The following is a 20410-nucleotide window of genomic DNA, read 5'->3' on the forward strand; positions in this document are numbered from 1 at the left end:
CGGTAGTTCAGTTGGTTAGAATGCCTGCCTGTCACGCAGGAGGTCGCGGGTTCGAGTCCCGTCCGGACCGCCATTTTTATTGTAAACGAAACGATCATGTTTTCGTTTTTTTTGTGTTTTCTTTTAAATGCTGGCAGCTTGGTATCTAACCAAGCTTTCTTTTATATCGTTAAAGTCTTGGATATTGAAACATAATCCGATACACTAGAAAGAGCTGTATTTCACAAGAGCGTCAGAAAGGGAGACGGGAGATATATGGATGAGTTTGATTTGATTCACAGTATTACGCCGCATTCGCATTATCATCCTTCCGTCGATGTAGGGATCGGTGATGATGGTGCGGTTTATACAGCGTCACCCCATATGCAGCAAATTGTCTGCCTTGATACAATGGTGGAGAATGTCCATTTTAAATTAGAGTATTCCTCTCCTCATGATATCGGTTATAAAGCGCTTGCTGTTAACATTAGTGACGTGGCGGCGATGGGAGGCATTCCGAAGTTTTATTTGGTGTCTCTAGCGGTTCCTTCTTGCTGGCAGAAAGCTGACGTCCAGGCAATGTATGAAGGAATGGCGGAACTGGCGAAACTATATCAAATGGATTTGATCGGGGGAGATACCGTCTCCGCTTCCGGTCAAGCTGTTATTACCGTTACTGTCATCGGAGAAATTGAGAAGGATCGCGCTTGTCTGCGAAGCTCGGCAAGACCCGGGGATGTTGTGTTTGTTACGGGGGATATCGGTTCGTCTGCAGCAGGACTGTCTCTTTTATTGGGAGAAACACTCCCTTCTGCTTTTCATACGAGTGATTATTTTATTCGAAAACATAAACGGCCCGTTCCGAGAGTTCAGGTCGGCCGCTTCTGCTCTCAGCTTCAGCGCGCGGCTCTGAATGATATTAGTGACGGATTGGCCAGTGAGCTGCATGAAATAGCTGCGGCAAGTTCAGTTACGATAGAAATTGAAGAACAACTTCTGCCGGTGCATCCGGATTTGCCTGAGGCAGATTCTGAGTGGGAAAAATGGGTGTTATTCGGCGGTGAAGATTTTGAATTGGTTGGAACGGTTTCTCAGCAAGAGTGGACCTCTCTGCTTGATTACTGCACTCAATCGGGCATTCCGATTGCGAAGATAGGAGCGGTATCTGAACGGAAGGAAGCCTGTGTTCTTTTGACAGCCAATGATCAGAGACAAATCGTCCTTGAGAAAAAAGGATACAATCATTTTAAATAAGACGGGTGACTCACTTTGAAGACATTACAATGGAGAACGAAAAACCCCGAAGAAACGAAAGCCGTAGCCAAGCTTGCCGCTTCTTTGGCAAAGCCGGGAGACATTTTGACACTGGAAGGCGACTTAGGCGCGGGAAAAACGACTTTTACAAAGGGTTTTGCCGAAGGACTGGGAATCACGAGAGTGGTAAACAGCCCGACTTTTACAATTATAAAAGAATACCATGACGGTTCGCTTCCTCTATATCATATGGATGTGTATCGTATGGAGGATGAAAGCGAAGACTTAGGGCTTGAAGAATATTTTGAGGGACAAGGCGTCTGTTTAATTGAATGGGCTCATTTAATTCAGGATCAGCTGCCTGCTGAACGGCTGCAGATCGTCATCACAAGAGCCGGTGATGAGGCAAGGGACATTACCTTTATGGCTTGCGGAACACGGTATGAAACGCTTTGTGAGGAGATAAATAAACATGACAATACTGGCAATTGATACGTCAAATTACACGCTGGGTGCCGCGCTCGTTCGTGACAAAACGGTGATGGCGGAGTATATTACATATTTAAAAAAGAATCATTCCGTGCGGGCCATGCCTGCTGTCAATTCATTGCTGCAGGATTGCGGCCTAACACCGCAGGACCTTACGAAAATAGCGGTGGCGAAAGGACCGGGATCGTACACAGGTGTCAGAATCGGTGTGACGCTGGCAAAAACATTGGCATGGTCGCTGAAGCTTCCGGTTTCCGCTGTCTCGAGTCTGGAGGTGCTGGCGGCTAACGGACGGCACTTTCAAGGACTGATCTGCCCGTTATTTGATGCCCGGCGCGGACAGGTATATACGGGACTTTATGAATATCAGGACGGCCGATTACAATCCGTTCTTCCAGATCAGAATGTCCTTTTGACTGATTGGCTCGGCATGCTGAAAGAAAAAGCGTCTCCGGTTTTATTTTTAGGGCACGATACAGCCATTCATGAAGAAACCATTCTGCATGAGCTGACATCTCAAGCAGTGATAGGAACGGCTGCACAGCATAATCCGCGGCCGTCAGAGCTGGCGTTTTTAGGCTTGGAAAAAGAAGAAGCGGATGTCCACAGCCTTGTTCCGGATTATTTGCGTCTGGCAGAGGCTGAAGCGAAATGGATGGAATCTCAAAAATAGGGTGATAGGGATGAAAACGAAAACGGCGATTCGAAGCATGCTTCCGGAAGATATTGATCAAATTTATGAAATTGAAACAGCATCCTTTACTTCTCCGTGGACGAAGGATTCATTTTATCATGAGCTTTTGGAAAATCCGTATGCCCACTACCTTGTCATTGAAAAGGACGGCTGTCTGGCAGGGTATTGCGGAATCTGGATTATTATAGATGACGCGCAGATTACGAACATAGCCATTAAGCCGGAATATCGGGGCCAATCATTGGGAGAAGCGCTGTTTCGCTCTGCGATAGAATTGTGCAGAGAAAAAAAGGCAAGAAGGCTCTCTCTCGAAGTCAGGATCTCAAATCATCCCGCCCAATCCTTATATAAAAAATTCGGTCTTCAGGCCGGAGGAATCAGAAAACAATACTATACAGATAACGGGGAAGATGCGTTATTAATGTGGGTGACATTACATGAGTGAAAAACAAGATATTTATGTATTAGGAATCGAAACAAGCTGTGATGAAACAGCGGCCTCAGTCGTAAAAAACGGGAATGAAATTATTTCAAACGTTGTCGCTTCTCAAATTGAAAGCCATAAACGTTTCGGCGGGGTCGTGCCTGAAATAGCGTCCAGACATCATGTGGAGCAGATTACCCTTGTGATTGAGGAAGCTCTTTCAAAAGCGGAGATGGGCTTTGATGATCTTGATGCGATTGCCGTAACGGAAGGACCCGGACTTGTCGGAGCCCTGTTAATCGGAGTCAATGCGGCAAAGGCTTTAAGCTTTGCCCATCAAATACCGCTAGTCGGCGTCCATCACATCGCGGGTCATATTTATGCAAACAGGCTGATAGGAGAGCTTCAATTCCCGGCGCTTGCTTTGGTTGTGTCAGGCGGACATACGGAATTGGTTTATATGAAAGAGCACGGTTCATTCGAGGTTATCGGTGAAACGCTGGATGATGCCGCAGGCGAAGCTTACGACAAAGTGGCAAGAACGATGGGGCTTCCTTATCCGGGAGGGCCGCAGATTGATAAGCTGGCTGCTGTGGGAACGGATTCCATTCCGCTTCCGCGTGCGTGGCTGGAAGAAGGGTCTTACAATTTCAGTTTCAGCGGCCTAAAGTCAGCTGTGATTAACACACTTCATAACGCCTCGCAAAAAAATGAGGTGATTCCTCCGGAGGATCTTGCCGCAAGCTTTCAGCAGAGTGTCATTGATGTACTGACGGCAAAAACCTCTAAGGCCGCGAAAGAATACGGGGTTAAACAAGTGCTGCTGGCAGGGGGCGTAGCCGCTAACAAAGGGCTGAGAGCCGCACTGCAGCAGGAATTCAGCCATTCGGGAGATCCCGAGCTTATCATCCCGCCGCTTTCCTTATGCACGGACAATGCAGCGATGATTGCGGCTGCCGGAACCGTTGCTTTTGAAAAGGGGATCCGGGGCTCATATGATATGAACGGACAGCCCGGTTTGGAATTAACATCTTTTGATCGTCTCACGTTGTAAAACGTGAGGCTTTTTTTCACTTATTAACAGACAATTCTAACATATCCACAGGATTGTGAATATATTCAGAAATCCAGGCTGGATAAGGGGCTATAAGTTGTTAGTAAAGTGGATAAAGTCAGAAAATTTTGTGGATAGTGTGTATAAAACGCTTACTTACATGGCTGGCAAGGAGGATAGCTGTGGATAAAAAAGCACCCCTTAAAGAGGTGCTTGACTTTTTCTATTCTTCTGAGGAGAGTTCCTCCCATTCTGCTAATAAGTTCTCGAGCTCTTGATTCAGAGCTTCATTCTCCGCGTGAATGGTCTGTACCTTTTCATGATCCTGATACACGTCAGGATCGCACAGCAGCTCCTCATTGGCGCTGATTTTCTCTTCGGCGGATGAGACGGCCGCTTCGATTTCTTCAATGCGTCTCAGGCGCTGCCGTTCTTTCTTCTTCCATTCTTTTTCTTCCTCGTAAGTTCTTTTCGTATCCTGTTTGACCTTGCCGGCAGGCTGAGCCTGCTCCTTTTCCTGCCGCTTCATTTCTTCCAGTTCCAGCTGCTGGGCTTTTTTCTCGGTGTAATAGTCATAGTCTCCCAAATATTCTTCTGCATGATCAGGTGACAGCTCCAGCACTCTTGTGGCGATTCTATTAATAAAGTAGCGGTCATGCGATACAAATAACAGTGTTCCCGGGTAGTCGATCAGGGCGTTTTCCAGCACCTCTTTACTGTCCAGGTCAAGGTGGTTTGTCGGTTCATCTAGGATGAGAAAGTTTGCTTTTTGAAGCATCAGCTTGGCAAGCGCGACTCTTGCTTTCTCCCCGCCGCTTAACGAGCGGACCGGTTTCAGGACATCGTCTCCGCTGAACAGGAAGTTGCCGAGGCATGTCCTGATCTCTTTTTCCGGCATGTCCGGATATTCATCCCACAGCTCGTCCAGCACGCGTTTGGACGAGGTCAGTTCAGCCTGCTCCTGATCGTAATAGCCGATTGTGACATTGGAACCGTACGTGATCGATCCGGATTCCGGACTGAGCGTGTTCATAATGGTTTTCAGCAAGGTTGATTTGCCGATTCCGTTCGGTCCGACGAGGGCGGCGCTTTCGCCTCTTGTAATGCCGAAGGTCAGGTTTTTCAAGAGCGGAGGCTGGCCGTCATAGCTGATAGAAACATCCTGTACGCGCAGGACGTCGTTTCCGCTCTGTTTTGTAATGTCAAAACGGAAGGCGGCTGATTTTTCATCCACGAGCGGCTTTGCCATGACGTCCATCCGTTCAAGCTGTTTTCGTCTGCTTTGAGCTCTTTTCGTTGTAGAAGCTCTGGCCAGATTGCGGTCGACAAAATCTTGAAGCTTGGCGATTTCGTCCTGCTGTTTTTCATACAGCTTCAGGTCTTTCTCATACTGCTCAGCTTTTTGTTCTAAATAGGCGCTGTAGTTGCCGAGGTATTTTTTGCTTTCTGTCCGTGAGACCTCGTACACTTGGCTGACGACTTTATCAAGAAAGTATCTGTCGTGGGAAACGATCAGGATTGCGCCTGAATATCCCTGTAAATAATGCTCAAGCCATGTAAGCGTGTCGATGTCGAGATGGTTCGTCGGTTCATCCAGAATAAGCAGATCAGGCTGGGTCAGCAGCAGCTTTCCGAGCGCAAGCCTTGTTTTCTGACCGCCGCTCAGGCTTTGCACTTTCACGGAATCGTCAAATTTTCCGAAGCCGAGGCCGTGAAGGATAGATCGGACATCCGCTTCATATTGATAGCCGCCTTTATCCTTGAAATCCTGCTGAAGCCTGTCATAGGTTTTCATCAGCGTCTCAAGCGCCGCCGGGGCGGCCGTGGCCATCTTTTCTTCAATAGAGCGCATCTCTTTTTCCATTGCTTTCAGGAAATCAAAAACGCTCAGCAGTTCTTCTTTTATGGTAAGCTGGGATTCCAAGCCTGAGTGCTGGGCAAGATATCCCATCGTTAATTCTTTCGGTTTGATTAATTCACCCTTTTCATATGAAAGGTGACCTGCGATAATTTTAAGGAGAGTTGATTTGCCGGCTCCGTTTCTGCCTACTATGGCGATGCGATCCCGAGATCTGACTTCAAGCTTTATATTGTTTAAAATAGGATCAGCGCCAAAAGATTTGGATAGCTGATTAATTTGTAAGATCATCATATTATTTCACCTCTGTTATAATAAGTTAAGTGTAGCTTATCAACCTGCTGTCAGCAAACAATACATCAGAATTGGAACATTATAGGATAAGACATCAGGGAGAAAATAGTGTATGATCAGAAGTAAGGAGAGTTTAAATATGAATGGATTTTCTCATTTTAATGAAGAAGGCCGTGCCCGCATGGTGGATATAAGCGATAAATCTTCAACAGTCCGTACTGCCGCTGCGATATCCAGCGTACACATGAAGCATGACGTGTACAGCAGAATCAAAAACCGCGAGATCGGAAAAGGAGACGTGCTGGCTGTCGCACAGGTGGCCGGAATTATGGCCGCAAAACAGACGTCAGCGATTATCCCGATGTGCCACCCGCTTTCTTTAAGCAGCGTCGACATTTCATTCGGCTGGGAGGAAAAGGATTCCGAAGCCGTTCTTCATATACAGGCAAGCGTAAAAACGAAAGGGAGTACAGGTGTGGAAATGGAAGCGCTAACTTCCGCTTCAGTCTGCGCTTTGACCGTTTATGATATGTGCAAGGCGCTGGATAAAGGAATGGTCATCGGCCCGACCTGCCTCATGGAAAAAACAGGAGGCAAAAACGGTGATTTTAAAAGAGATGCATCTGAGTATAAAGTGGAGGACCAATCATGAACAAGGATCAATCAAAAATTCCACAGGCGACGGCAAAACGGCTGCCGCTTTATTATCGCTTTTTAAAGAATTTACACGCGTCAGGAAAGCAGCGCGTTTCATCAGCTGAACTGAGCGACGCGGTAAAAGTCGATTCGGCCACGATCCGCCGGGATTTTTCCTATTTCGGGGCGCTCGGCAAAAAAGGATACGGCTATAATGTGGATTACCTGCTGTCATTTTTCAGAAAAACACTGGATCAGGATGAAACGACGAACGTCATTTTGATCGGTGTCGGGAATTTAGGGACGGCGTTTCTTCACTATAATTTCACAAAAAATAATAACACAAAAATATCTATGGCTTTTGATGTGAATCAGAGTAAAATAGGAACTGAGGTAGGCGGTGTGCCTGTCTTTGATCTTAATGATTTAGAGCTTCACATTAAGGATGAACCCGTGGCGATTCTTACCGTTCCGGCGGTTGCCGCCCAGTCAATCACCGACCGGCTCGTGTCGCTCGGAATCAAGGGAATCCTTAACTTTACGCCGGCCCGTTTGAATGTGCCGGATCACATTCGAATTCATCATATAGATTTAGCTGTAGAGCTTCAATCATTGGTTTATTTCTTAAAGCATTATTCTGTTTTGGAAGAAATTGAATAGCGAAAGGAGGAGCTGCACATGATCGGTCCTGGAAGCCTGGCGGTTATCGGTGTGGTGGCGGTGATTATTTTTGGTCCGAAGAAGCTTCCCGAATTAGGAAAAGCGGCGGGGGACACGCTTCGAGAATTTAAGAACGCTACTAAGGGATTAGCCGGTGAAGAAGAGGAAAAAAAGAAAGAAGAACAGTAAGATAGGATGACGCGTATGAGAGTGAATCAAATGACGCTTGTGGAGCATATTGCCGAACTTCGGAAACGATTGCTGATTGTGGCGTTATCCTTTACGGTTTTCTTTATTGCCGGCTTTTTTCTGGCAAAACCTATCATTGTGTATCTTCAAAAAGCCGATGAAGTAAAAGAGCTCACCCTTAATGCTTTTAACCTGACGGATCCGCTGTTTATCTTTTTGCAGTTCGCGTTTATCATCGGCATCATTTTGACTTCGCCGATTATTCTCTATCAGATTTGGGCGTTTGTCAGTCCGGGTCTGTATGAGAAGGAGCGCAAAGTAACACTCAGCTATATTCCGATTTCGATCGTGCTGTTTGTCGGCGGTGTGTCGTTTTCTTATTATATTTTATTTCCGCTGGTCGTTGATTTTATGAAGCGGGTCTCGAATGACCTCGATGTCAACCAGGTGATCGGGATCACCGAGTACTTTCATTTTCTGCTGCAGCTGACGATTCCGTTCGGACTGCTGTTTCAGATGCCGGTGCTGATCATGTTTTTAACGAGGCTCGGTGTTATCACGCCGAGGTTTTTATCGAAGATCAGAAAGTACGCATATTTTGTGCTGCTTGTGATCGCCGCGATGATTGCGCCGCCTGAGCTGCTGTCTCACTTGATGATTACCATTCCGCTTTGCATTTTATACGAGATCAGTATCCTGATTTCAAAAGCGGCGTATCGGAAAAGACAGACCGGCAGTGAATCTGACCAGGACGTATCAGCATAAAAAAGCCATTTCTCAATGATGAGAAATGGCTTTTATTTTATTTTTGATTTTTTTTCACTTTAAATGAGAAGGCGAACATTTTAAACGAGATGCTGATATTATAAGCGGCGAAAACCATCAGCAGTATGGAATAAAAAGACCACATGCTTCCCGGAGAGCTTGCGGCCAAATACGTAAAGATACAGCCGACTGCGAAATAAATCAAGCCCCAAGTCATTGGGTTCCTCATACAAACAATCCTCCAATAATTAATTGCATTTGCTCACTATGCTGTTCAATATATTTTTGGGCGGGGCCGAGCTGCATGACAACGACAATGGTATTCATCATGACATGAGCGAATATCGGCACAATAATCCGTTTCGTCTGCACATACAAGAACGCAAAGGTAAAGCCCATGGCCGTATACAGCAGCAGGTGCGTGAGGTCTTGATGCACAATGCCGAAAATGACGGAACTGATCAGTCCGGCGATAAAGAAATTCGTTTTTTCATATAATACACCGAAGATGATCTTCCGGAAAATGATTTCTTCAAGAATCGGCCCGACGATAGAAGAAACGATAATCATGAGCGGCATGGCTTTAATAATGTTGAGAATGGCTTTCGTGTTTTCGGAACCGCTGCCCACATGAAAGACATACTGCTCAATCATCCCGGCGATTCCCTGAGAAAATAAAGCGAGCCATATTCCCGCGACCGCCCAGAGAACGGACATGCCGGCGGATGCTTTCTTCCCGTTTCTTAATGTCTGCTTCGGCGCGGTTCTCAAAATCAAGAGAACGATAATCAGGCAGATAAAAAAGCTTACGACGGAATAAATCCCCTGAGCCATGGTGAGATTCGCATTCGTAGGGTGCCCGCCCGCATAGCCGAATTTGTACATTAAAGGAATGCCGATCAATGCGGAAAGCTGCATGATAACATATGTCAAAATGATATACCAATACTGTTTTCTCAAATGATATGTACTCCTTTATCCTATAAAATCAACTTATTTGTTCTTATTGTAACACAAGTGAACTTGACGTGAAAAAAGGAGAAAATCAGTGTGAGAGAGAATCATGTAAGCGTGAAAATTTTTTATTCTTATGACTTGAAATTGGAAGTAAGATTCTTTATTATAATAACTGTGTTAGCACTCTTTAGAGCTGAGTGCTAAAATTACATATTCATACTATTGAGGAGGTTATTACATTGTTAAAGCCATTAGGTGATCGCGTTGTCATTGAACTCGTAGAATCTGAAGAAAAAACTGCCAGCGGAATCGTATTACCGGATTCTGCAAAAGAAAAGCCGCAAGAAGGCAAAATCGTGGCAGCCGGTTCAGGTCGCGTGTTGGAAAGCGGAGAGCGCGTTGCTTTAGAAGTAAAAGAGGGCGACCGCATTATCTTCTCAAAATACGCCGGTACTGAAGTGAAATACGAAGGTACTGAATACTTAATCTTACGTGAAAGCGACATTTTAGCTGTAATCGGCTAAGCAAATAAATATTTTTAAAAATTCGAGGAGGTTTCGTTAACATGGCAAAAGATATTAAGTTTAGTGAAGAAGCACGCCGCGCTATGCTTCGCGGTGTCGATGCGCTTGCTGACGCTGTAAAAGTAACTTTAGGGCCAAAAGGACGCAACGTGGTTCTGGAGAAAAAATTCGGTTCTCCGTTAATTACAAATGACGGTGTGACAATCGCAAAAGAAATTGAACTTGAAGATGCGTTTGAAAACATGGGTGCGAAGCTTGTAGCTGAAGTAGCCAGCAAAACAAACGACGTTGCCGGTGACGGTACGACGACTGCGACTGTACTTGCGCAGGCTATGATCCGCGAAGGCCTTAAAAACGTAACTGCGGGGGCTAACCCTGTCGGCGTGCGTAAAGGTATGGAACAAGCCGTGACTGTAGCAATCGAAAACTTAAAAGAAATTTCTAAGCCGATCGAAGGCAAAGAGTCTATCGCTCAGGTTGCTGCGATCTCTGCTGCTGATGAGGAAGTCGGAAGCCTTATTGCTGAAGCAATGGAGCGCGTAGGAAACGACGGCGTCATCACAATCGAAGAGTCTAAAGGTTTCACAACTGAGCTTGAAGTTGTTGAAGGTATGCAATTCGACCGCGGATATGCGTCTCCTTACATGGTGACTGACTCTGATAAGATGGAAGCGGTTCTTGACAATCCTTACATCTTAATCACAGACAAAAAAATCACAAACATTCAAGAAATCCTTCCTGTGCTTGAGCAAGTTGTACAGCAAGGCAAACCATTGCTTCTGATCGCTGAAGATGTTGAAGGGGAAGCTCTTGCTACACTCGTTGTCAACAAACTTCGCGGCACATTCAACGCTGTTGCCGTTAAAGCTCCTGGCTTCGGTGACCGCCGTAAAGCAATGCTTGAAGACATCTCTGTTCTTACAGGCGGAGAAGTAATCACAGAAGACTTAGGCCTTGACCTGAAATCTACTGAAATCGGACAATTGGGACGCGCTTCTAAAGTTGTGGTAACGAAAGAAAACACAACAATCGTAGAAGGCGCAGGCGACACTGAAAAAATCGCTGCACGTGTCAACCAAATCCGCGCTCAAGTGGAAGAAACAACTTCTGAATTCGACAGAGAAAAATTACAAGAGCGTCTTGCGAAACTTGCCGGCGGCGTAGCTGTCATCAAAGTCGGCGCTGCGACTGAAACTGAGCTGAAAGAGCGTAAACTTCGCATCGAAGACGCCCTCAACTCAACTCGCGCAGCTGTTGAAGAAGGCATCGTATCCGGCGGTGGTACAGCGCTAGTCAACGTATACAACAAAGTCGCTGCAGTTGAAGCTGAAGGCGATGCGCAAACAGGTATCAACATCGTGCTTCGCGCGCTTGAAGAACCGATCCGTCAAATCGCGCACAATGCAGGTCTTGAAGGATCTGTCATCGTTGAGCGCCTGAAAAACGAAAAAATCGGCGTAGGCTTCAACGCTGCAACCGGCGAATGGGTAAACATGATCGAAAAAGGTATCGTTGACCCGACAAAAGTTACACGTTCTGCTCTGCAAAACGCAGCTTCTGTAGCAGCAATGCTCTTAACAACTGAAGCTGTTGTCGCTGACAAACCGGAAGAAAACGCCGGCGGCGCAGGAATGCCTGACATGGGCGGTATGGGCGGTATGGGCGGCATGATGTAATCATTGCCCCAGAAACCCAGTGAAAAATGGGGTTTCTAGACTCTTATCTACTTTGAAAATAACCGAAGAGTAACAAAAGGGTAACATTTTCTTGAATAAGGGTCTAATTTAGAGGTTTTCCATGAGTTCTTTGAACTTTTGGGAAGCCTCTTTTTTATATAATTATAGTGCCAGTAGTTCCATTATTTGGGGAAGGCTCTCACTTCTGTTTGAGTTAATAAGGATATTTTAAAAAAGATTCTATTGCTTTCCAACTTTATGATGGATGGTGTGCTTAAGGAACCTGAGTATACTCTATTGTGATATATGTGTTTCTAATTTTCCGAGAGATCTTTTGGAATCTAAAATTAAGGAAATGGAACTTCATATTCTGATCGCACAATATACGTCCTGTAGGATTACAAATGCTAATGAGAATTTATATATCTTATTTATTTAAAGAAATTATTATGGATTTCAAAAATGTTTCCTTTTCTTGTGGCTGGCTATTTTGTTCGGTATAATCATAATAGGAATAATTATGTAAAATCATTAGGATTTTACACCTATTATTGGTTTGGGGTGATAATTTGAATATTGTGGAGCAAAGGTTAGGGAAAAATAAATTTTCTGGTTACCAGGTTAAGTCTAAATTTTTAGAAGCAGACGTAATAGTATCTAGTTGGAGTAACGGAGTAAGAGAGGTTGTTTCTAATGAAGTTGGTAGTATAGGTTTAAGAGCACCGCAATTTGGGGCAATGAGTGCTATTCGTTCACACTGGACTGTTAGTAAAAAAGCAGCAACAATTGTTATGCCGACCGGGACAGGCAAAAGTGAGACTATGTTAGCCACTATTGTTACTGAAAGAATACCTAAGTCATTAATAGTTGTACCATCTGATTTATTAAGGAGCCAAATTTATGAGAAAGCTAAGTCATTTGGTATCCTCTACGAAATTGGCATGCTTAATTGCGATATCCTGCCTCCAAATGTCTTTTTATACGGAGAGGGTATAAAAGAAAAAGAAAAGTTCGAAGAGTTTATCAAAAACTCTAATATAATTGTTACAACTATGGCATTAGCCTCTAGAATGCCTGATCAATATATCTCATATTTATCGGAAAATATAGATGTTATATTTGTTGATGAGGCGCATCACATAGGTTCAACAACATGGACAAAATTTAAAGAATCATTCAGTAAAAATAAAATATTACAATTTACTGCAACACCGTTTAGAGAAGATGGCAAGAAAATAGAGGGTAATATTTTGTATAACTTCCCCCTACGTTTAGCGCAAGAACAAGGGTTTTTTAAAAAAATAGAATTTATCCCCGTTGAAGAATTTGACGAACGAAAAACTGATTTAACTATAGCAGAAAAAGCAATAAAAATTCTTGAGAAAGATATTAAAAATGGTTATAAACATATTTTGCTGGTTCGTGCAAATAAAGTGAATCGTGCTGAAGAGTTATTTAATGAAATTTATGGAAAATTATATAAAAAGTTTAATCCCGTCTTAATTACTAATAGACAAACTACAAAAGAAAAACAAGCACGTATGGAATCCTTGAAAAATTATTCGTCAAAAGTTGTAGTTTGTGTAGATATGTTTGGGGAAGGGATTGATATTCCAAATTTAAAAATAGCAGCAATTCACGACAAATATAAATCGATCCCTATCACACTTCAATTTATTGGTCGATTTGCAAGAAGTAAAAAAGGCCTAGGTAACGCAAAATTAATCACTAATATAGCTGACGAAGATATAGCAGAAGCTTTACAGGACTTGTATGATAAAGATACAGATTGGAATAGGTTGTTACCAAGAAAATCGAATGAGTATATTGAAAGAGAAGTTTCTTTGCAGAAACTTATCGAGGGATTTAACACTGATAATATTGAAGAAATCAATTTAGTACATTTAAAACCAAAGGTTAGTATGGTTGCCTATCAAATAAATGATAAAGTTTGGGATTGGAGAAATTGGGAAAGTGAATTTAACCCGGAAATTTGCAGATGCTTTGCAAATGATGAAGAAAAAATCTTAGTTGTTATTGAACCTAGAGAAGTAGGAGTAAAGTGGACTACGCAACAAAATTTAAACAATTTAGAATGGAATTTTTATATCGTCTACTGGAATCAGAAAAGGGAAACAGTTTTTCTAAATGCCTCAGATTTGTCGAAAGGACATCGATTAATTAAGAGTATTTTCTCTTCGGAACCTTTTACTATTAAATCCGAGCAAGTATTTAAATGTTTGTCTGGAATCAAACGTTTAATGTTGGGTACCGTTGGATTAAATAGCGGAATAGATGGTCCTATTAGGTATAAAATGTTTGCGGGTATTGATGTAGGAGAGGGTATATCGGAATCCAACAAAATAAATTCTTACAAATCAAATGTATTTGGGCATGGTTATGGAGGAAATGGTAAGGTTAGTATTGGTTGTTCTTATAAAGGGAAAATTTGGTCGAGGTGGGTTGAAAACATAGAGTATTGGAGAGAATGGTGTAATCAAATATTAGATAAACTTTTAGATCCTTCTATTGAAGTAAAAGATATTATGGAGGGGGTTCTGATTCCACAAATAATAACGAGTATTCCTAAAAAGCATCCATATAGGATAGACTGGCCAAACGATTTAGAATTCGAGATAGACCGTACAATTTTTCTATCGAATGTTTCTGGTGATTATAGTATTTTAGATGTTGATATATTGTTGGATGAAGTACAAACCGCTCCAAACCAAATTCATTTTTCAGTGAAAAATGGACATTTTAATGAGAGATTTAGCTTTGAAATAATAGATAACAAGCCATTGTTTCGCTCTAAAGGGGATTTTACCACAGAAATAAAAATTGGAAATGGATCAAAGGTTAGTTTAATAGATTTCTTTAATGAAAATCCCCCAACAATCTGGTTTGTTGATGGTTCATCAATTCAAGGCAATATTTTGGTTGAATTAAATAAAGAGGGAATAACAAGATTTCCAAAAACCTCAATTTCTTCTTGGGATTGGTTAGGTTTAGGTGTAGATATAAAAATAGAGTCTCAGCTTGAAAAGAAAACCTTTAATAAGAAAGAAAACTCGATTCAATACAATGTAATTAAAAAATTAAAAAATGAAGGTAATTACAGTATTATATTTGATGATGACGGAGCAGGAGAAATCGCAGATATAGTGGCTATTGCTGAAAAGGAAAATAAAATTCTCATTGATTTTTTCCATTGTAAGTTTGCGCACGGGGATAAACCAGGTAAACGTGTAGGAGATTTATACGAAGTTTGTGGTCAAGCTGATAAATCTGTTTTCTGGAAGCAGGATCCAATGGGCATGATAGAACGGATGATGTATAGAGAAAAACTACGAATTAGGGAGCAAAAACCATCGAGGTTTGAGAAAGGTGATATTGAGAAATTGAAGGCTATTAAGAATAAACTCTTAATTCAATCAATCGATTTAAAAATAATAATTGTGCAACCAGGTGTTAAAGCATCTGAAATTACAAACGATATGCACAGTATCTTGTCTACTTCTTATTCCTATTGCCTTGATACATTTTCAGTTCCCTTAAAATTGATATGTAGTTAATGAAAATAATTTAGAGAAAACACATGAAGAGGCAAAGTCTTAAATATCAAGGCTTTGCCTGTTTGATATCACTTTAAAATGTATATAGCACGCACTCTTTCAGGATTATTTACTCTAACTCTAAAATCGACGGTAAACTATGCTAACTACATATATTTTTGTAAGTTCTTCAATTATTTAGTCGTTCCACCTCACCCCGAATCCCAATCCCAGGCTCCCACGAATCAATCAAACGAATCGCCTTTTGATTCGATTCCATCGCTTTCGTTTTCTCTCCTTTACGATACAACAGCTGTGCCATTCCGTAATAATAGTAGATCAACTCAACCTGATTGGCGTTGTGTTTGTCATAGAGCATCTGCTCAAAGGCTTTTTCCGCTTTTTCGAGCTGATCACACTTTACGTAAGCCATGCCCAGGTTGAAATAGGCTTCTATCGTTTTTTCGCCGCCGTATGCGGCACTGGTTGTATTTGCCGCTTCGTATAATGTGATGGCTTCTTCGTAGTGAGAGCGGGCGAAACTCAGGTCGCCGCGAACCAGAAGAACTCTGTGGCGGATAATGGGGGAGACGGGCTGATCTTTGATGCCGTCCAGCATTGCTGCCGCTTTTTCCGGTTCTCCGATTTTTAACAGAAGCCTCGATTGCAGGGCGGTTCCCCATACTTTCAAGTCGTCGTGATCCGGTGCGCCTGATTGTTCGAGTATCTTCAGGCCGGCTTCTATTTGCCTGAGAGCTCCGTCTGAATCGTTGACTTCCATCAGCGCCCAGCCTGCCGTGTCGATCCGAAAGTAAGCTTCCCGCGTGTGTTCGCCTGATTGATTGGCGGCATCGGCGGCTTTTAATCCGTATTCGATTCGCAGGGGCAGGTTGATTCTGCTTAGAAAATGGCTGATGCGGATGATGAGTTTAATCAGGATGTCATGTGGTCCGTTTTCGCTCGACCATTCGATGACCTTTAGGATGTTCGGCCATTCCTTTTTCATTTGCTCTAAATTCCGTCCCAGCAAGTAGCTCCAATAGACAGAATTGGGCCGTTCCCGCTTTATATGGGTTTCCGCATAATCAATATAATAATGCGCCCAGCGGCTGCGGGCTTCTTTTGCAAATTCGTGATTTTCGGATAAGTGCTGTTCTCCGTAAGCGACAACGGTTTGATGGGCTGCATATTGAATACTTCCTGCGCTTCGTTCCGGCTGTATTAAAGCATATGACCGCATTTGCTCAATCGCGTAATGAAACCGCCGGACGTCTAATCCAGCCGCTTGAGCCAAGCTTTTTTCATCAGGAGGCTTAGCGAAAAAGCAAAGCGTCTGCCATAGTTTTCGTGTGTCTTCATGACATCTGTCCCATGTGCGGCCAAAGAGAACCTCAAACAATTCCAATAATGAGTAGCCCGCTTGTTTAAGTTCTAGAATGAGCTGGGGAGCGGGGATGTCGTCGTCTGACATGTATGCAATGCTCAGTGCCATGGCCTTCGGGTTGCCGGCGGCTGCCGAGACGAATTCATTCTTAAGGTCAGGTGATAGCTGCAACAGCTGCTCCAGCTTTTCCCGTTTATGCGGAAGGTTGCATGTTTGCAGACAGCGGTGCACTTCTTGATGGAAAAATTCAAGGGCATCCGTTTGTTCAAGGCCGCTCAGCTGGATGGCCGCCAGTTCCCCGAGGCCGTCCCGGTATGTCTGTTTTACGTTTTCCCGTGCCGTAAGGAGGACTTTTACGCCTTGCGGAAGGCCGATGATAAATTCGTGAATGTCACGTTCCGCTGTATCAATGCTGTCAACGATCAGCAATACCGGTGTTTCATTTGAATGAGCGGCTAATGCATTGCGGACGACGAACCGTTTTTCGTTGATTGATTTGTCGATTTGTTCGGTGCGTCCGAGCTGATAGGCGATCGTGTTTAAAAAATCGCTGAAGCTCAATCCTTTCCAGTCAGCGCTGATCCAGATGATGCTGTTGAATGCCGGCCAATCTGGTGAACCGCCGGCACAAAGGTAGGCTGCTTCAAGAGCGATCGTTGTTTTTCCCATGCCGGCCCAGCCTGTGATTAAACAGACCGGTGACGGAGACAGCATCCATTGCCGGATTGCTTCCATATCAAAGCCGCGTCCGATAAAGTTCCCCGTCCGGCGTGACGGTAAGTTATGCGTGACGGACTTTCTTGTAAGCGCATTCGTTTCGTGGCTTGGTCTGTCATGAAACAGCCGCTTTACTGCTTTTTCAACATCTTCATCACTCGGCGCTCCGAATGATCCGTCTTTCCGGAGTATTTTTGCTTTTTTTAGACAAGACGCCGTCCAAACGGGCAATGCGGGTTTGATGACGGGAATGGTGGTGGTTTCCAGAAGGCCGGTCAGCCATTCAGGATCCATATCAGTCTTTTCTATAATGATCCAGATCATGCCGAACAGCTTTCCGTCATCAATTCGTCCGGGAATGTAGTTTGCGCCCATCTGTCCGATCCAGCTTTTGATCGTGTTAGAGGAAACGCCTATTCGGAGTGCGATTTGATCTATATAAGACTGTCCGGATTTTACGTTCTTTGTCCTTTTAATTTTGAAATCAGGATGATGTTTCAGCGATTTGACGGCAGGTGCCAGCAGTTCTGCAAATTGTGCCCGGTTTTCAAGTTCAGCCATTAGCCTGCACCTCCTATTAGTACTATTTTATCAATTCAGTGTTTTTTGTATATGAAAAAATAAAAAGTACAGTGCGGCTGTCCTTTTATACAGCAGGAAAGGCTGTTGTACGTCTTGAAAAGCAGATAAAATAGGGGCAGTAATAGAGAAAACAAAAATGTATGCACTTACATTTCAAAGCAGAGAAAGGATTTTGCCAAATGACTCACACAGTGCCTCAAAATATGAAAGCGGCGGTTATGCACAACACGAGAGAAATCAAAATCGAAACATTGCCCGTGCCTGAGATCAATCATGATGAAGTGTTGATTAAGGTGATGGCTGTCGGAATTTGCGGATCTGATCTGCATTACTATACAAATGGCAGAATAGGCAATTATGTAGTGGAAAAACCATTTATCCTCGGTCATGAATGCGCGGGAGAAATTGCCGCCGTCGGATCGTCTGTCGATCAATTTAAAATAGGAGACCGTGTCGCCGTCGAACCTGGTGTCACATGCGGACGCTGTGAGGCGTGCAAGGAGGGGCGTTATAATCTTTGCCCGGATGTACAGTTTTTGGCGACACCGCCGGTTGACGGCGCGTTTGTCCAATATATCAAAATGCGCCAAGACTTTGTTTTCTCGATTCCGGATTCACTATCCTATGAAGATGCGGCTTTGATCGAACCGTTTTCTGTCGGCATTCATGCGGCCGCGAGAACAAAGCTTCAGCCCGGATCAACAATTGCGATTATGGGAATGGGGCCTGTAGGATTAATGGCTGTTGCGGCAGCGAAAGCATACGGGGCAGGCACAATCATTGTGACCGACTTGGAGCCGCTGCGGTTAGATGCCGCGAAAAAAATGGGAGCGACTCATGTCATCAATGTCCGGGAACAGGATGCCGGTGAAGAAATCAAAACGATCACGAATGGCAGAGGCGTTGATGCTGCCTGGGAAACAGCGGGGAATCCGGCGGCATTGCAATCCGCACTGGCTTCCGTGCGCCGGGGCGGAAAACTGGCGATTGTCGGTTTGCCTTCTCAGAACGAGATTCCGCTCAATGTGCCGTTTATTGCAGATAACGAGATTGATATATACGGAATCTTCCGTTATGCGAATACGTATCCGAAGGGAATTGAATTTCTCGCTTCCGGCATAGTGGACACGAAGCACCTTATAACGGACCAATATCCGCTGGAGCAGACGCAAGAGGCGATGGAACGGGCCTTTCAATACAAAAATGAATGCTTAAAAGTGATGGTGTATCCAAATCGCTGAGTGAACGGGGAGGATCTTTGCATTCTCCCTCTTGCTTATCAAAAATGAAAACGGATTCTTGGGGTGGGAAATGATGATTGAAACAGAAAAAGAAGCGGCAGTAAAGACGAAACATCACGGCCTGACCTGGATGGAACGGATCGGCTACGGATTCGGCGATATGTCGTACAATATTATCTTTCAGTTTGTAAACGCATACTTATTATTCTACTATACAGATGTCGGGGGCATTAAGCCTGCGGTCATTGCAGCTTTGTTTCTTATCGTAAGGGTGCTGGACGCTATTTTTGACCCGATTATGGGAGTGATTTTAGACAAGACGAATACAAGATGGGGAAAGGCAAGGCCGTATCTTTTGTGGGTAGCGTTTCCTTTTGCGCTATTTACGTTCTTATGCTTCACGACCCCTCATTTCGGCGAGACGGGGAACATGCTTTATGCGTACATCACTTATATTCTGCTTGGGATGTCCTTCAGCATGCAGACGATTCCGGTCAACAGCTTAACGGGGCGGATGACGAATTCCGTGGAGGAACGGACGGTTCTGACGACGACTCGGATGATTTTGGTTTATATCGGAATTCTGTTATCGATTTCCTGTGCGACACCGCTTGCAGATCTGATCGGCGGGAAAGATCAGGCGTTTGGATTCCAGATGACGGCGCTTATCTATGCGGCGGTGAGCATCGCATTGAATCTGTTCAGTTTCTTTACTGTGCGGGAGCGGATTCAGCCTGAAAAAAGAAAAAAACAAGGAATGAAAAAAACGTTGTCTGTTTTATTCCGAAACAAGCCTTTGCTCATTTTAGTTTCTGCATTTTTGGCGTTTGCGATTGGGTTTAACATTAAGCTCAGCACGATGGTGTACTATTTTACGTATAACGTCAGCCATAAGGAATTTGTGTTTTTAGGAACCGTGTTGTTTTTCGGCGCAGCGCTGATCAGCAATCTGTTTATTCCTTTCTTTTCTGAGAAGCGGGGCCGAAAGCAGGTTATGATCATCACGGCGGCGCTATCGCTGATTTCTTATGCGGGCCTTCAGTTTACATCGTATTCTTCGCTTCCGCTTATTTTCTTTTGGCTTTTCGTTTCGGGATTTTTTACGACGCCTTTAAATACGCTTGCTTGGGGAATGGTTGCCGATTGTGTCGATTATGCGGAATGGAAAACCGGAGTCCGGGCTGATGGCGTGGTGATTTCGAGCATGAGTTTCATCAATAAGCTCGGAGTTGCGTTAGCCGGGTCATTTTCGGCCGTTTATCTCGGAATCGCCGGATATGCCGCGAATACCGATCAGACGGCCTCGTCATTGAATGCGATTAAAAATATGAATGCGCTCATCCCGGGATTGTTCATTCTGCTGTCTATTATTCTTATTTCTTTTTATCCTTTAACTGAAAAAAAATATCAGCAGGTGATGTCTGATCTGGAGCAAAGGGCTGCAAGATGAGTATACGTAAAATTTAAAATATTCTATGT

The 20410-nt window shown here is 43.9% G+C and carries 18 protein-coding genes; 14 read left to right on the forward strand and 4 right to left on the reverse strand.

The window, feature by feature from the left end:
• The first annotated feature begins 255 nt into the window (after nt 1-255).
• From thiL to tsaD, 5 genes are read left to right on the forward strand one after another with little or no spacing between them, the layout of a single operon-like run.
• Nucleotides 256-1233, forward strand: coding sequence for a thiamine-phosphate kinase (thiL, locus tag SB724_RS16035; RefSeq protein WP_045206902.1), 978 nt, complete (start codon nt 256-258; stop codon nt 1231-1233).
• 15 nt (nt 1234-1248) lie between these two features.
• Nucleotides 1249-1725: a tRNA (adenosine(37)-N6)-threonylcarbamoyltransferase complex ATPase subunit type 1 TsaE gene (gene tsaE, locus SB724_RS16040; protein WP_088461566.1), complete on the forward strand. Its 477-nt coding sequence runs from the start codon at nt 1249-1251 to the stop codon at nt 1723-1725.
• Entirely contained in the window at nt 1706-2395 is a 690-nt protein-coding gene (gene tsaB, locus SB724_RS16045; RefSeq protein ID WP_038457102.1) for a tRNA (adenosine(37)-N6)-threonylcarbamoyltransferase complex dimerization subunit type 1 TsaB, read from the forward strand. Before tsaE ends, tsaB begins: the two co-directional genes overlap by 20 nt.
• Nucleotides 2396-2405: 10 nt before the next feature.
• On the forward strand, nt 2406-2861 hold the full coding sequence (rimI, locus tag SB724_RS16050) for a ribosomal protein S18-alanine N-acetyltransferase (RefSeq protein WP_410571883.1): 456 nt from the start codon (nt 2406-2408) through the stop codon (nt 2859-2861).
• Nucleotides 2854-3894: a tRNA (adenosine(37)-N6)-threonylcarbamoyltransferase complex transferase subunit TsaD gene (gene tsaD / locus SB724_RS16055; RefSeq protein WP_007408855.1), complete on the forward strand. Its 1041-nt coding sequence runs from the start codon at nt 2854-2856 to the stop codon at nt 3892-3894. Before rimI ends, tsaD begins: the two co-directional genes overlap by 8 nt.
• A 223-nt stretch (nt 3895-4117) precedes the next feature.
• Here the strand turns inward: tsaD and SB724_RS16060 are convergent, their stop codons facing one another.
• Complete coding sequence (locus SB724_RS16060; RefSeq protein ID WP_410571886.1) at nt 4118-6046, reverse strand: ABC-F family ATP-binding cassette domain-containing protein; 1929 nt, start codon at nt 6044-6046, stop codon at nt 4118-4120.
• Nucleotides 6047-6185: 139 nt separating this feature from the next.
• On the opposite strand from SB724_RS16060, the gene moaC reads away from it, so the two are divergent.
• Genes moaC through tatC form a run of 4 tightly spaced genes read left to right on the forward strand, consistent with a single transcriptional unit; the run spans nt 6186 to nt 8296 of the window.
• Nucleotides 6186-6698 carry a cyclic pyranopterin monophosphate synthase MoaC gene (gene moaC / locus SB724_RS16065; protein WP_003155986.1) on the forward strand — a complete coding sequence of 171 codons (513 nt, stop codon included), beginning with the start codon at nt 6186-6188 and terminating at the stop codon, nt 6696-6698.
• On the forward strand, nt 6695-7342 hold the full coding sequence (locus SB724_RS16070) for a redox-sensing transcriptional repressor Rex (protein WP_003155984.1): 648 nt from the start codon (nt 6695-6697) through the stop codon (nt 7340-7342). Before moaC ends, SB724_RS16070 begins: the two co-directional genes overlap by 4 nt.
• An 18-nt stretch (nt 7343-7360) precedes the next feature.
• Nucleotides 7361-7531, forward strand: coding sequence for a twin-arginine translocase TatA/TatE family subunit (locus tag SB724_RS16075; protein ID WP_003155981.1), 171 nt, complete (start codon nt 7361-7363; stop codon nt 7529-7531).
• A gap of 6 nt (nt 7532-7537) precedes the next feature.
• The gene (tatC, locus tag SB724_RS16080) at nt 7538-8296 is read left to right on the forward strand and encodes a twin-arginine translocase subunit TatC (RefSeq protein ID WP_007609791.1); all 759 of its coding nucleotides are present in this window, start codon (nt 7538-7540) and stop codon (nt 8294-8296) included.
• Between the two features lie 37 nt (nt 8297-8333).
• On the opposite strand, the gene SB724_RS16085 is transcribed toward tatC, so the two are convergent.
• A complete protein-coding gene (locus tag SB724_RS16085) occupies nt 8334-8525 on the reverse strand; it encodes a YdiK family protein (RefSeq protein WP_003155975.1) in 192 nt (63 codons plus the stop codon).
• Nucleotides 8522-9256 (reverse strand): CPBP family intramembrane glutamic endopeptidase, encoded by a 735-nt coding sequence (locus tag SB724_RS16090; RefSeq protein WP_003155972.1) that lies wholly within the window; start codon nt 9254-9256, stop codon nt 8522-8524. Before SB724_RS16090 ends, SB724_RS16085 begins: the two co-directional genes overlap by 4 nt.
• A 236-nt stretch (nt 9257-9492) precedes the next feature.
• Between SB724_RS16090 and groES the strand changes: the two genes are divergently transcribed.
• The 3 genes from groES to SB724_RS16105 all read left to right on the forward strand — a co-directional run bounded on the left by groES (nt 9493) and on the right by SB724_RS16105 (nt 15028).
• On the forward strand, nt 9493-9777 hold the full coding sequence (groES, locus tag SB724_RS16095) for a co-chaperone GroES (RefSeq protein ID WP_003155970.1): 285 nt from the start codon (nt 9493-9495) through the stop codon (nt 9775-9777).
• Between the two features lie 41 nt (nt 9778-9818).
• Nucleotides 9819-11453: a chaperonin GroEL gene (gene groL / locus SB724_RS16100; protein ID WP_003155941.1), complete on the forward strand. Its 1635-nt coding sequence runs from the start codon at nt 9819-9821 to the stop codon at nt 11451-11453.
• Nucleotides 11454-12031: 578 nt separating this feature from the next.
• Nucleotides 12032-15028, forward strand: a complete 2997-nt coding sequence (locus SB724_RS16105) for a DEAD/DEAH box helicase (RefSeq protein WP_410572004.1) — start codon at nt 12032-12034, stop codon at nt 15026-15028.
• A gap of 169 nt (nt 15029-15197) precedes the next feature.
• Here the strand turns inward: SB724_RS16105 and SB724_RS16110 are convergent, their stop codons facing one another.
• Nucleotides 15198-17669, reverse strand: coding sequence for an NB-ARC domain-containing protein (locus tag SB724_RS16110; protein WP_410571889.1), 2472 nt, complete (start codon nt 17667-17669; stop codon nt 15198-15200).
• Nucleotides 17670-17869: 200 nt separating this feature from the next.
• Between SB724_RS16110 and gutB the strand changes: the two genes are divergently transcribed.
• Both gutB and SB724_RS16120 read left to right on the forward strand, forming a co-directional pair.
• The gene (gene gutB, locus SB724_RS16115) at nt 17870-18931 is read left to right on the forward strand and encodes a sorbitol dehydrogenase (protein WP_410571891.1); all 1062 of its coding nucleotides are present in this window, start codon (nt 17870-17872) and stop codon (nt 18929-18931) included.
• A gap of 73 nt (nt 18932-19004) precedes the next feature.
• Nucleotides 19005-20381 carry an MFS transporter gene (locus SB724_RS16120; protein WP_410571893.1) on the forward strand — a complete coding sequence of 459 codons (1377 nt, stop codon included), beginning with the start codon at nt 19005-19007 and terminating at the stop codon, nt 20379-20381.
• Nucleotides 20382-20410 lie beyond the last annotated feature (29 nt).

Source organism: Bacillus sp. SIMBA_031 (assembly GCF_046535225.1).
In the GTDB taxonomy this organism is placed as follows: Bacteria; Bacillota; Bacilli; order Bacillales; family Bacillaceae; genus Bacillus; species Bacillus velezensis.